Origin of the sequence: Azospirillum brasilense (assembly GCF_008365405.1) — a bacterium.
In the GTDB taxonomy this organism is placed as follows: Bacteria; Pseudomonadota; Alphaproteobacteria; order Azospirillales; family Azospirillaceae; genus Azospirillum; species Azospirillum brasilense_D.
On sequence record NZ_QOKV01000001.1, the window covers coordinates 222948 to 235439 of the forward strand.

At 69.4% G+C, this 12492-nt stretch carries 10 protein-coding genes and 1 other RNA gene; all 11 read right to left on the bottom strand.

The window, feature by feature from the left end; genetic code table 11:
* Positions 1-3 precede the first annotated feature (3 nt).
* The 11 genes from DS837_RS01040 to DS837_RS01090 all read right to left on the bottom strand — a co-directional run bounded on the left by DS837_RS01040 (position 4) and on the right by DS837_RS01090 (position 12289).
* Positions 4-1500: a UDP-N-acetylmuramoylalanyl-D-glutamyl-2,6-diaminopimelate--D-alanyl-D-alanine ligase gene (locus DS837_RS01040; RefSeq protein WP_149163061.1), complete on the bottom strand. Its 1497-nt coding sequence runs from the start codon at positions 1498-1500 to the stop codon at positions 4-6.
* Complete coding sequence (locus tag DS837_RS01045; protein ID WP_425599230.1) at positions 1497-2966, bottom strand: UDP-N-acetylmuramoyl-L-alanyl-D-glutamate--2,6-diaminopimelate ligase; 1470 nt, start codon at positions 2964-2966, stop codon at positions 1497-1499. The genes DS837_RS01040 and DS837_RS01045 overlap by 4 nt, the downstream gene beginning before the upstream one ends.
* On the bottom strand, positions 2929-4734 hold the full coding sequence (locus DS837_RS01050) for a peptidoglycan D,D-transpeptidase FtsI family protein (protein WP_149163062.1): 1806 nt from the start codon (positions 4732-4734) through the stop codon (positions 2929-2931). Before DS837_RS01050 ends, DS837_RS01045 begins: the two co-directional genes overlap by 38 nt.
* Positions 4731-5471 (bottom strand): cell division protein FtsL, encoded by a 741-nt coding sequence (ftsL, locus tag DS837_RS01055; protein WP_149163063.1) that lies wholly within the window; start codon positions 5469-5471, stop codon positions 4731-4733. Before ftsL ends, DS837_RS01050 begins: the two co-directional genes overlap by 4 nt.
* Complete coding sequence (gene rsmH, locus DS837_RS01060; RefSeq protein ID WP_149163064.1) at positions 5468-6469, bottom strand: 16S rRNA (cytosine(1402)-N(4))-methyltransferase RsmH; 1002 nt, start codon at positions 6467-6469, stop codon at positions 5468-5470. Before rsmH ends, ftsL begins: the two co-directional genes overlap by 4 nt.
* Complete coding sequence (locus DS837_RS01065; RefSeq protein ID WP_149163065.1) at positions 6466-6963, bottom strand: division/cell wall cluster transcriptional repressor MraZ; 498 nt, start codon at positions 6961-6963, stop codon at positions 6466-6468. Before DS837_RS01065 ends, rsmH begins: the two co-directional genes overlap by 4 nt.
* A 553-nt stretch (positions 6964-7516) precedes the next feature.
* Positions 7517-7934: RNase P RNA component class A (gene rnpB, locus DS837_RS01070), an RNA gene on the bottom strand.
* Between the two features lie 62 nt (positions 7935-7996).
* Positions 7997-8707, bottom strand: coding sequence for an N-acetylmuramoyl-L-alanine amidase (locus tag DS837_RS01075; protein WP_149163066.1), 711 nt, complete (start codon positions 8705-8707; stop codon positions 7997-7999).
* A gap of 22 nt (positions 8708-8729) precedes the next feature.
* Positions 8730-9608, bottom strand: coding sequence for a DMT family transporter (locus DS837_RS01080; RefSeq protein ID WP_149163067.1), 879 nt, complete (start codon positions 9606-9608; stop codon positions 8730-8732).
* Positions 9605-11431 (bottom strand): ATP-binding cassette domain-containing protein, encoded by a 1827-nt coding sequence (locus DS837_RS01085; protein ID WP_149163068.1) that lies wholly within the window; start codon positions 11429-11431, stop codon positions 9605-9607. The genes DS837_RS01080 and DS837_RS01085 overlap by 4 nt, the downstream gene beginning before the upstream one ends.
* Before the next feature lie 120 nt (positions 11432-11551).
* Complete coding sequence (locus DS837_RS01090; RefSeq protein WP_149163069.1) at positions 11552-12289, bottom strand: TerB family tellurite resistance protein; 738 nt, start codon at positions 12287-12289, stop codon at positions 11552-11554.
* Positions 12290-12492: the final 203 nt, after the last annotated feature.

Here is a 12492-nt window from a genome sequence, read left to right on the forward strand (position 1 = left end):
CGGTCAGCCTTTGTGGCCCTGCGCCGCGGTCTGATCCGTGTCAGCCGCGGGCGAGGAGCCGTTGTTGTTCTTTTCGGTTTGTTTGTCGTCTTTGGTGTCCAGGGCGGACAGGGCGTCCACCACCGTCGCCATGCGGCTGCCCAGCGACCCCTTGATCAGCACCACGTCGCCGCCGCGCACCACGCCGGCCAGGAGGGGGGCCAGCTCGGCGCTGGTCTCCGTCCAGGCGCCGCGCTTGGCGGCGGGCAGGCGGTCGAACAGGGCGCGCATGTGCGGACCGCAGGCGTAGACCGCGTCCACATGCGCGGCGCGCAGCGGCTCGGCCAGCGCGGCGTGCAGGGCGTCGGCGCGGTCGCCCAGCTCCCGCATGTCGCCCAGCACGGCGAGGCGCCGGCCGCCCGCACCGGGGTCGGTCTTGCCGAGCACCGCGAAGGTCGCGGCCATGGCGGCGGGGCTGGCGTTGTAGCTCTCGTCGATCAGGGTGAAGGCGCCCCGGGCGGACTGGACGCGCTTGCGCGTGCCGCGGCCCTTCACCGGCGCGATGGTGGACAGCGCGCGCCCCGCGGCGGCGACGTCGGCGCCCAGCGCCTTCACCGCCAGCAGCACGGCGAGGCTGTTCATCACCCAATGCCGGCCGGGCAGCGCCAGGCTGTACTGGATGCGCTCGCCCCGGACGATCGCGGTCACGGCGCTGCAGGTGGCGTGCAGGGAGCAGTCCACCAGACGCGCGTCGGCGTCGGCGTGGGAGCCGAAGCTCCAGATGCGGCTCAGCCCCTGGGTGCGCGCGGCGGCCAGCAGGCGCCCGAAATGCGGGTTGTCGCGGTTCAGCACGGCGACCCCGTTGGGGTTCATGCCCTCGAAGATCTCGGCCTTGGCGTCGGCGATCGCCTCGACGGAGTCGAAGAACTCCAGATGCGCCGCCTCGACCGTGGTGATGACCGCGACGTCGGGCATGACCTGCCGCGACAGGGGCCCGAGCTCGCCGGCGTGGTTCATGCCCAGCTCGAACACGCCGAACTCGCTGTCCTCCGGCATGCGGGCCAGCGACAGGGGCACGCCCCAATGGTTGTTCAGGCTGCCTTCGGTGGCGAAGGTGCGGCCCTGCGCCGACAGGACGTGGCGCAGCGCTTCCTTGGTGCTGGTCTTGCCGACCGAGCCGGTGACGCCCACCACCTTGGCCTGGGTGCGCAACCGCGCGACGTGGCCGAGATCGCCCAGCGCCGCCAGCGTGTCCTGCTCCACCGCCAGAAGGGAGGCGTCGCCCGGCACGCCGGGCGGCACGGTGCTGACCAGCGCCGCGGCGGCGCCGGCCTCCAGCGCCTTCGCCACGAAGTCGTGTCCGTCGAAGTTCGGCCCCTTGATGGCGACGAACAGGTCGCCCGGCGCCACCTTGCGGCTGTCGATGCTGACCCCGGTCGCCGCCCAGGAGCGCGTCGCCTGACCGCTGGTGGCGGCGGCGGCGTCCTCGGCGGTCCACAGGACGGTCTTGGCCTCGCTCATGCTGCTCCAACCTCTGCCACGGCGGCTCGTGCCTCGGTCGCGTCGTCGAAGGGAAGGACCTCCGTCCCGACGATCTGACCATGCTCATGTCCCTTGCCGGCGATGACCAGGACGTCACCAGGCCGGAGGCTGCGGACGGCGGCGCGGATGGCCTCGCGCCGGTCGCCGATCTCCTCCAGGGCCGGGTGGCCCGCCAGGACCTCCTTGCGGATGGCCGCCGGCACCTCGGTGCGCGGGTTGTCGTCGGTGACGATGGCGCGGTCGGCCAGACGGCCGGCAAGCTCCCCCATCACCGGCCGCTTCCCGCGGTCGCGGTCGCCGCCGCACCCGAACACCGCGATCAGGCGGTTCCGGGCGTGCTGCTTCAGCGCCAGCAGCACCGTTTCCAGCGCGTCGGGCGTGTGGGCGAAATCGACATAGACCGCCGCCCCGCAGGGGTGGGTGGCGACGTGCTGCAGGCGCCCCGGCACGCCGTCCAGGCGGGTCAGGGTGGCGAGAGCCTCGTCACGGTCCGCGCCGGAGCCGATCACCAGGCCGAGCGCGCACAGCACGTTCCACGCCTGGAAGCGGCCCGCCAGCGGCAGGTCCACGGTGATGCCGCGGCCCAGGACCGTCAGGTCCAGGCGCTGGCCGTGGGCCAGCGGCTCGACCCCGTTCACCCGGATCTCGCGACCGGCCAGACCGTATCCGAAGACGCGGTGACCGCGCTGTGAACAAATCCCGGCAAGCTCGGCAAAAGTGCCGCTGTCGGCGTTCAGGACGGCGGTTCCTCCATCGGGCAGCACCCGTTCGAACAGCATCGCCTTGGCCTGGAGATAGGCCTCCATGGTGCCGTGGTAGTCCAGATGGTCGCGGGTCAGGTTGGTGAAGCCGGCGGCCTTCAGGACCACGCCGTCGAGACGGAACTGCTCCAGCCCGTGGCTGGACGCCTCCATCGCCAGATGCTCGATCCCCTTGTCCTTAACGGCGGCGAGGTCGCGGTGAAGCGAGACCGGGTCCGGGGTGGTCATCCCGCCGTAATCATCCAGCCCCGGCCCGATCAGCCCCAGCGTCCCCAGGCTGGCCGCCTTCAGGCCCATCAGGTCCCACATCTGGCGGGCGAACTGAACGGTGGAGGTCTTGCCGTTGGTCCCCGTCACCGCCACCACGGTGTCCGGCTGCCGCCCGTGGAAGGCGGCGGCGAGGCGGGCGAAGAGGCGGCGCGGCTGCTCGTCCGCGACCAGCGTCGCGGCGCTGCCGGCGGGCAGGGCGGTCCCGACGGGCGCCACCACCGCGACGGCGCCCTTGGCGAGCGCGTCGGCGATGAAGGCGCGCCCGTCCGCCTTCGCGCCCGGGAGGGCGGCAAAGACGAAACCGGGCCTGACCGCGCGGCTGTCCGCGGTCAGCCCGGTCACATTGACGGACGGCACCTCGACGGAGGACGCCGCGTCAGCGGGGCTTGTTGCCAGCAGGTGGGACAGAAGCAACGGTGCTGCCTTTCGGTTGCGCGGGCGGAGGCGGCGGTGCGGGTGGGGTCGTCTGACCGGCGGTGTTGATGTAGGTGGCGTTGATGACGTCGGGGGAAGCCTCGTCCACCGGCTGGACGCCCAGCAGCGGACCGATCTGCTTCACGATCCGGCCGACCGCGGGAGCGGCGACCCAGCCGCCGGTGGCGAAGCCGTAGGTCTTCTTGGTGCCCTTCGGCTCGTCGATCAGGACATAGACGATGTAGCGCGGGTCGTGCATCGGGAAGGCGCCGAGGAACGACGACATGCGGGAGTTCCGGGCGTAGCTCCGGCCCTTCTGCTTGTCCGCCGTGCCGGTCTTGCCGCCGACGACGTAACCCTTGGCGTTGGCCGACTTCGCCGTGCCGTCGGTGACCACGAAGCGGAAGAGGCGACGCATCATCGCCGAGGTCTTCGGGCTGATGACCTGCTCGCCCGGCACCTCCACCGCAGGGTCGCGCTTCAGCAGGGTCGGCGGGTGCAGCACGCCGCCGTTGATGATCGAGGCCGCGGCGTTGACCGTGTGCATCGGGCTGACCGACATGCCGTGGCCGAAGGAGATGGTCATGGCGTTGACCTCCCGCCACGGATTCGGCACCAGCGGCCAGCCGTTCTCCGGCAGCTCCAGCGAGGTCGGGCGGGTCATGCCCAGCTTGGTCATGAAGGACTTCTGGTGCTGCACGCCGAGCGTCAGCGCCATGCGCACCGACCCGAGGTTCGACGATTCCTGGAACACCTCCGCCACGGTCAGGTTGTGTTTGAACGCGTGGAATTCGCGGATCGTGAAGCGGCCGACCTTGATGTTGTTGATGGTGTCGAAGGTGTCGGACACGCGGATCTTGCCCGAATCCAGCGACATCGCCGTGTTGAAGATCTTGAAGGTGGAGCCCATTTCGTACACGCCGAGCGTCGCGCGGTTGAACAGCGTGTCCGGGTCAAGTCCCGTCGGGTTGTGCGGATCGAAGTCGGGCAGAGAAACCATCGACATGACTTCGCCGTTGCGGACATCGTAAATGATGCCGGCGGCGCCGATGGCGCTGAATTCTTCGATCGTCGTCTGCAGTTCCTTCTTCATGATGTGCTGAAGGCGCAGATCGATCGAAAGTTGCAGCGGCTTCGGGTCCGTGGTCAGCCGCTTGTTGAACTGCTGCTCCAGCCCGGCGAGGCCGTTGTTGTCCACGCCGGTGAAGCCGACCAAATGCGAGGTCAGGTTGGAGGCCGGGTAGAAGCGGCGCTCCTCCCTCTCGAAATAGACGCCGGGCAGGCCCAGCCGGAACACCGCCGCCTGCTGCTTGGGCGTCAGGTTGCGCTTGATCCAGACGAACCGCTTGTCGCCGCTGAGCTTGGTCAGCAGGTCCTTGTAGTCCAGCTCCGGCAGGGCGGTGGCCAGCTTGCGCGCCACCTCGTCCGGACGGCTCACCAGCTTCGGGTCGGCGTAGAGCGACTGCGTGGCGAGCGAGGTCGCCAGCAGGTTGCCGTTGCGGTCCACGATGTCGGCGCGGTTGACCGGCGGGGCGTCGACCTCCGCGGCCATGCGCGGGCGCGGTTCCGCCGCGTGGTTGAACAGGGTCGCGTCCACCAGCTTCACGCCGATGGCGGTAAAGACCACGGCGACCATGGCCGCGGTCACCATCAACCGGTTCCGGCTCTGCTCCAGCGCGACCGACAGCGACGTCCGCGGCTTGGAAGCCGGGGGCGGAACGCTGTAGGCGCCGTGCGCGGGATCGATGCCGGGCGGCGGAACGTTCATCGGTTGGCTCCGAGACGGGCGACGAGAAGACCGATGCTGTCATGCTGGGCCGGAGCGGCCGGCGGCGGGGCGGCCTGGAAGCCGGCCTGCTGCGGCTGCGGACGGGCCGCGGGCGGCGGCGCCAGCGTCCGCGCGGTGACCGGCGGCTTGGCGGCGATCTCCGTCGGCTTGGTCGTCACCACCGGAGCCGGGGCCGACTTGGCGGCGGAGGGCAGGGGCGAGGGAAGCGGCGGGACCTTGGCCGAGGCCGGCACGATGGCCGAGGGCTTGATCGGGGCCGGCTTGATCGGCGAGGCCGAGGCCGGAATGATCACGCCGCCCTGGATGCCGCCCTGAACGATGGCGCCGCCGCCCACGACGCTGTCCCCGGTGGAGGCCGTCGCCACGTTCGGCGCCTTGCCCGGCGTCTGGTTGCGGACCATCGGCGGCAGCGGGGCCTCCTCCGGCGCGACGGTGGGGGAGGGGCGCATCGGGACGATGTTCATCGCCACGAACTGGCGCGCCTCGGTCGGCTGCAGCGCCAGATGCTCGCGCGACAGGTTCTCGAGGCGGGTCGGGTCGTTGAGGAAGCTCCACTCGGCCTTGAGGACCTGGATGGCCTCCTGCTCCACCATGATCTTGCGGTTGAGCGAGCCCAGCTTTTCCTCCAGCTCCTGAACCTCGTAGCTGGTCTCGAACAGGACGAAGCCGGCGGCGGCGATCAGGCCACCCCAGAAAAGTGCGGATTTGTATTTCATGCCGCCTCCTTGCCGGGCGCCGGATAGGCCGGCGCCGCCGTGCGTTCAGCCGCGCGCAGCCGGGCAGAGCGCGCGCGTGGGTTGCTGTGGGCTTCCTGGTCCGTCGGCACGATGGGCTTGCGCGACAGGAGCCGGAAGGATGGGGAACGCGCGTCCGCCGCAAGGCTCGGCGCGTGTCGGGACGGGGAGGGCGGGGGCGAGGAGCGTTCCTTCAGGAACGTCTTCACTTCCCGGTCCTCCAACGAATGGAAGGAGACGACGGCGAGGCGGCCGCCGGGCTTCAGCAGCGATTCGGCGGCGGCGAGGCCGCGGCGCAGCTCGCCCAACTCGTCGTTCACATGGATGCGCAGCGCCTGGAAGGTGCGGGTCGCCGGGTCGATGGCGTCGCCCTTCCCCTTCGGCACCACCGACCGTACCACGTCGGCCAGCTGCTTGGTGCGCGCGAACGGGGTGTCCAGACGCGCGGCGATGATGGCGCGGGCCACGCGGCGGGCCATGCGCTCCTCGCCGTAATGGAAGATGATGTCGGCCAGCTCGTCCTGGGTGGCGGTGTTCACCACGTCGGCGGCGGTCGGCCCATCGCGTCCCATCCGCATGTCGAGCGGGCCGTCGAATCGGAAGGAGAAGCCGCGCTCCGGCTCGTCGATCTGCGGGGAGGAGACGCCGATGTCCAGCGCCACGCCGTCCACCGATTCGACGCCGTGCTCGGCGAGCAGCCGGTCCATGTCGCCGAATCGGCCTTCGACGATCTCCAGCCGGCCCGGATAGGCGAGGGCGAGCTGGCGGCCGCGCTCGATGGCTTCGGGATCGCGGTCGATTCCCCAGACCCGGCAGTCGGCCCGGTCGAGAATCGCGCGGGAATAGCCGCCGGCGCCGAAGGTGCCGTCCACATAGACGCCGCCGTCGCGCGGGGAAAGCGCGTCCACGACCTCGTTCAGCAGGACGGAGATGTGCGGGGAGGCCGGGGCGGTGGCGGAGGTGGGAGCGGGGGTGATCATGCGCCCTCCCCTGCCCGGCCGGTGGCGGCGCGGGACGCCTTGGCGACGATCTGGCTCAGCGAAATGTCCTTGCGCACGACCTGGTCGCGCAGCGTCTGTTCATGGGCCTTCAAGGCGCCGGGCTCCCAGATCTGGAAGGTCTTGCGGCGGCCGATGAAGGCGGCTTCCTCGTCGATTCCGGCGAACTCGGCCAGTTCCTTGGGCAGGACGATCCGGCCTTCGGTGTCCAGCGAGACGGGGATCAGCTTGCCGAAGATGAAGGTCTCGATCATGTCGCGCTCGTCCGAATCCAGATCGGGGGATTCCAGGCTTTCGGAGAGCACGTCGAGATAATCCTGATCGGCGCCTTCCAGCGCCTGATGATTCAGCGAAGGCCAGAGATAGACGGTGCCGGGAGCCGACGTCTTGGCAAGCGACTGCCGGAACTGCGCCGGGATGGAGCAGCGGCCTTTCCTGTCAACTTTGTTGACGTATGTGGACAGGAAAATGGCCATCGGCCTGACGAACGCCCCCCTTATCCCGTTGCCGGTCCTCGCCGCCGCGAAGCCCTATCCGCTCTTGCCGCTGAACGCGCCCGGTTTGGCTACCTTGGTTGGGTAGTTCCCCCTCCGAACTGGGCTTTCATGGGATAGCATGGGACAGTTTGGGCGTCAACGCCCCCTCCAGTATTCATATGGTGCTGTCAAGACTTTTGGGCCGATGTGTTGCCAGCGTGCAAATAGGTGAACCGAATCGGCGAGAATCGGCAACGTATCAGCGCGCTAATGAGCGATTACGCGGCATTGCCCCACAGAGTTCGCAGGATGTTCCGCGAGTCCCGCGAATGGTTCCCATCATGTGGCTTTCCATAAAGGCGAATCGCACCCTACGAATGGTATAGCCTGCTGGGGTAACCTACCGAGGCATGGCATGGGACGGCATGGGAATTTGCCCCACAGTTATCCACCGCCTGTGGATGAAGCTGGGGACATCTGTGGACAAGGGGGTGCCATCCCGGTCCCGCGCCGCGGAAAAGGGGTGGTCCGGTGTCCGGAGGTGGTGGGGGTAAACGCCAGATGGCCTGTAAGCCGGGTTTTGTCCTCAGGTTACCCTGATGGATGGCCATTCATCTGGGACGCCGGTTGCCCGGCGCCTCACGCAACCAACCCGGGCGGCGGCGCGGAAACGCGCTTGGCCCCAGACCATCCCAACCGATCGAGGATCAGGGGAGATGGCGGGCCGTGCCGCCCCTATTCGGTCTTGCTCCCGGTGGGGTTTACCGTGCCGCCCCTGTTGCCAGGCGCGCGGTGCGCTCTTACCGCACCCTTTCACCCTTACCGCCGGCACGAGGCCGGTGGCGGTTTGCTCTCTGTGGCACTTTCCCTAGGGTCGCCCCCGCCGGCCGTTAGCCGGCACCGTGTTTCCGTGGAGCCCGGACTTTCCTCCCCCGATCCAAAAGGTCGAAGGCGGCCATCCGGCCATCTGGCGCGGCACTGTGTACAGAGTCGCCGTTCGATTCGCAACGGTGTTCGGGTGCGATTCGGATTCTCAGCGCCCGGTCATCCGCAGAAGCGCGCGCAGGCGGCGCAACGTCTCCGGGTCGGGTTCCCCGGTCAGGCGTTCGGGGTGGAAATGGCGCTGGAAGGACAGCAGAATCCGCGATTCGGCGGTGTCGTACCCATAGCGTCCCAGAAGCGCCGCCACGTCCTCCGCGGAATCGGCCGAGTCGTCCGCCGGGTCGTCCGCCGTGGTGGGCTCCGGCCATAGGCCGATTCCACGCGCCGCCAGCCCCGGCCAGTCGAACAGCTCGCCGGGGTCCTCCTTGCGGGCGGGCGCGATGTCGCTGTGGCCGAGCACGTCGGCGGGCGCGATTCCATGCCGCCCCATGACGTCCAGGCAGAGATCCGCCACGGCGGCCATCTGGGCGGCGGGGAAGGGGCGGTAACCGAACTCGTGCCCCGGATTGACGATCTCGATTCCGATGGAGCGGCTGTTGACGTCGGCCCGCCCGCGCCAGGAGGACAGGCCGGCGTGCCAGGCGCGGCGGTCCTCCGGGACATGGGCGTAGACGGCGCCGTCCTCGTCCACCGTGTAGTGGGCGCTGACCTGGGCCTCGGGGTCGCACAGCCGGCCTAGCGCCGACTCGGCGGTGGGCATTCCCGTGTAATGGAGGATCAGCAGCTCCACCCCTACGCCGTCGGGCCGCGGCCCGTGGTTGGGGGAGGGGCGGTCGATGCATCCGGTGCCCGTGCGTGTCATGGTGTCCTCAGGTCGGGCTTCCTCAGGTCGGATTCGTCACCTTCTCCGCCAGCGCCGTCGGGCGCCGCTTCACGATGACGGCCATGCCGCCCACGGTCAACAGCCCGCCCAGGACCAGCCGGAGCGTGAAGGGATCGTCCATCAGCAGAACGCCGGCCAGCACGCCGAAGACCGGCACGGTCAGCAGGAAGGGCATGGTCTGGTTGACCGAGTATTTCCGCAGCAGCGGATACCACATCCCATAGGCGCCGATCGTCACGCCCACCGCCATGTAGGCGATGGCGCCCCAGCCCCACAGGGTGGCGTTGGTAAGCGCAGCCATCTGCCCCTCTTCGAACAGGAGGGAGAGCAGGAGCAGCTGCGGGGCGGCGAACAGCGCCATCCAGCCGTTCAGCGCGAAGCCGTCGACACCGACGATCAGCTTCATCTGGATGCTGGCGACGGCGAAGGCGAAGCTGGCGCCCAGGATCATGAACAGCGGCACCAGCGACCCGGACAGCCGCGGCTCGCCCGCGATCACCGCGACGCCCGCGAAGGCGGCGGCCATGCCGGCGGCGCGGCGCCAGCCGAGCTTGTCCTTGAAGACCAGCGCGGCCAGCAGCGAGGAGAAGGGCACCTGCGCCTGCGCGGCCAGCGAGGCGGTGGCCGCGTCGATGCCGTTCAGCCCGGTGAACATCAGCGGGAAATGCACGGTCCCCAGCGTCACCGACAGAATCGCGATGGGCCGCACCGCGCTCCAGGGAATCCGCTTGAAGGGCAGGATCAGCGCCGCCACCGCGAGGAAGCGCAGCGCCATGATGAACAGCGGCGGGAACTCGGCCAGCCCCCATTTCGCGACGACGAAGTTCAGGCCCCAGGTCGCCATGACCAGGAGCGCCAGCAGCGAGTCGCGCAGACTCATCCGCGGCCGCCTTCCAGCTCCTCGCGCAGGGCCTCCAGTTCCAGCCAGCGCTCCTCGGCGGCGGCCAGCTCATTTTGTTTCGCCTGCAACCGGTCGGACGTCTTCTGGAACTTCGCAGCGTCGCGGGCGAACAGGTCGGGGTCGGCCAGCGCCGATTCGAGCGTCGCCACCTCGGCGGTCAGCTTGTCCATGCGGGCGGGCAGGTCGTCCAGCTCCCGCTGGTCCTTGTAGCTCAGCTTGCCCTTCGGCTTGGCGGCCGCCGGGGGGGCGGCGGGCTTCGCCTTGGCCGGGGCGGCGGCCTTCTCCTTGGGCGGCGGGCGCTGCACCAGATAGTCGGAATAGCCGCCGGGATATTCGGCGATCACGCCGTCCCCCTCCACCGCGATGGTGCTGGTGACCAGCCGGTCGAGGAAGTCGCGGTCGTGGCTGACCAGCAGCAGCGTGCCCTGATAGTCGCCGAGCACGTCCTCCAGCAGGTCCAGCGTGTCCATGTCGAGGTCGTTGGTCGGCTCGTCGAGGATCATCATGTTGCTCGGCCGCGCGAACAGGCGGGCGAGCAGCAGCCGGTTGCGCTCACCGCCCGACAGGGCCTTGACCGGGCTGTCGAGCTGGCGCGTGTCGAACAGGAAGTCGCGCATGTAACCGGCGACGTGGCGCGGCTGGCCGTTGACCATCACGCTGTCGCCGCCGAAGGGGCACAGCACCTTGCGGATGGTGTCCTCGGGGTCCAGCCCGTCGCGCCGCTGGTCGAAATAGGCGGTCTCCAGGTTGGTGCCCAACCGGATCGTGCCGCTGTCGGGCTCCATCTGGCCGGTCAGCATCTTCAGCAGGGTGGTCTTGCCGGCGCCGTTCGGCCCGATCAGCCCGACCCGGTCGCCGCGCAGGATGCGGGTGGAGAAATCGTTGACGATGGTCTTGCGGCCGTCCGCCGTGTCGAAGCCCTTCGCGATGTGCTCGGCCTCGATGACGAGGCGCCCGCCGCGCTCGGCCTCGGCGACGGCGAGTTTGGCCTGCTGGCCGCCCTTGATGCGCTCGGCGCGGTCGGTGCGGAGCTGGAGCAGGGCGCGCACGCGGCCCATGTTGCGGGTGCGCCGGGCCGAGATGCCCTCGCGCAGCCACTTCATCTCGCCTTCGATCTTGCGGTTCAGCTTTTGGGCGGCGATCTCCTCCGATTCGAACACCTCGGCCTGCCAGGTCTCGAACTCGGCGAAGCCGCGATCGGTGGCGCGCACCGTACCGCGGTCGAGCCACAGCGTCCGCTTGGCCAGCCGGTTCAGGAAGCTGCGGTCGTGCGAGATCAGCAGCAGCCCGCCGCGGTAGGCCAGCAGTTCCTCCTCCAGCCACTCGATGGTGGGCAGGTCGAGGTGGTTGGTCGGCTCGTCCAGCAGCATCACGTCGGGGGCGCCGACCAGCGTGCGGGCCAGCGCCGTGCGCCGCGCCTCGCCGCCCGACAGCGTGTTGGGGTCGAGATGGCCGGGCACCTGGAGCCGGTCCAGCACGGCGTCCACCCGGTGCGCTTCGTCCCGCTCGTCGGCGGGCAGGCCGGCGGCGACGTAGTCGTGGACGGTGGCGCAGCCGGTGAAGTCCGGCTCCTGCGGCAGATAGGCGATGCGGGCGCCGGGCTGGGTGAAGACGGTGCCGCCGTCCGGCTGGATCATGCCGGCCAGCACCTTCATCAGCGTCGATTTGCCGGACCCGTTCCGCCCGACCAGACAGGCCTTGTCGCCCCGCCCGATGGACAGGTCGATGGTTTCGAACAGCGGACGGCCGCCGAAGGTGACGGACACGCCCTGGAGCGCGGTGATCGGAGCGGGAGGAGCCATGACCCAACGGTGCGGTGTGCGGAGGTGTGCTTATATAGCGTGCGGTCCGCAGGCCCGCGACACCCGATTGCGCCGGGGCGGGGATGCACGGGGAGGGACGGAGGCCTGGTGGCGGGACCTTTACCCGCGCCCGCGCTCCTTCTCGATCCGGTCGTAGGCGGCGTTGATGGCGGCGACCTTCTGCGTCGCCAGATCCACGAACTCCTGCGGCATGCCCTGGGCGATCAGCACGTCCGGGTGATGCTCGCGCACCAGACGGCGATGCGCGGCCTTGATCGCCTCGTCGCTGGCCCGGCGGGAGACGCCGAGCACGCCATAGGGATCGGTCTCGTTCGGCGTGCCGGCGATGTGGTGCCCGGCGACGATGCGCTCGAACTCCTCATCGGTGAAGCCGAAGATGTGGGCAACGGTGCGCAGATACTCGACTTCCGTCTCGTGCAGCTCGTCGTCGGCCTCGGCGATGGCCAGCAGGCTGTCGAGCAGCTCCTCCAGCACGGCGCGGCGGTCCTCGAACAGCCCGGCGATCTGCTGGGCGTATTCCTCGAAGCCGTGGGTGTCCTTGCGGGCGAGGTCGAAGACGTGGCCCACCGTGTCCAGCTCCTCCGGCGGGACGCGGAACAGGCGCTTGAAGGTGTCCACCTCCACCCGCTTCACCACGCCGTCGGCGCGGGCCATCTTCGCCGACAGGGCGATCACGCCGATGGTGAAGGCGATGGACTTGGTCCCATCCGCCGGGCCGCACAGGCCGCGGATGCCGCGCCCCACCGCATAGCCGGCGGCCAGACCGATCAGGCCCCCGATCGGCCCGCCGATGGTGAAACCGGCCGCCCCGCCCAGGACGCTGCCCCAGATGCTCATTCTTATCCGCCTTTCGACCGCTGGAGCAGCATACCGGCAGTCCGGCACCGCGCCAACCGGCCCATACTTTTTCGTTGTTTCCCAAAATCTTCGCGCGCCGCACCCTTTTCATCCGTTGGGGGTATGGGATTTTCCGGCGGGGCGGAATGTTGCTGCACTGCAACAGAGCCGTGCCGTCATCGCCAGAGGTCTTGCCCTTCGGT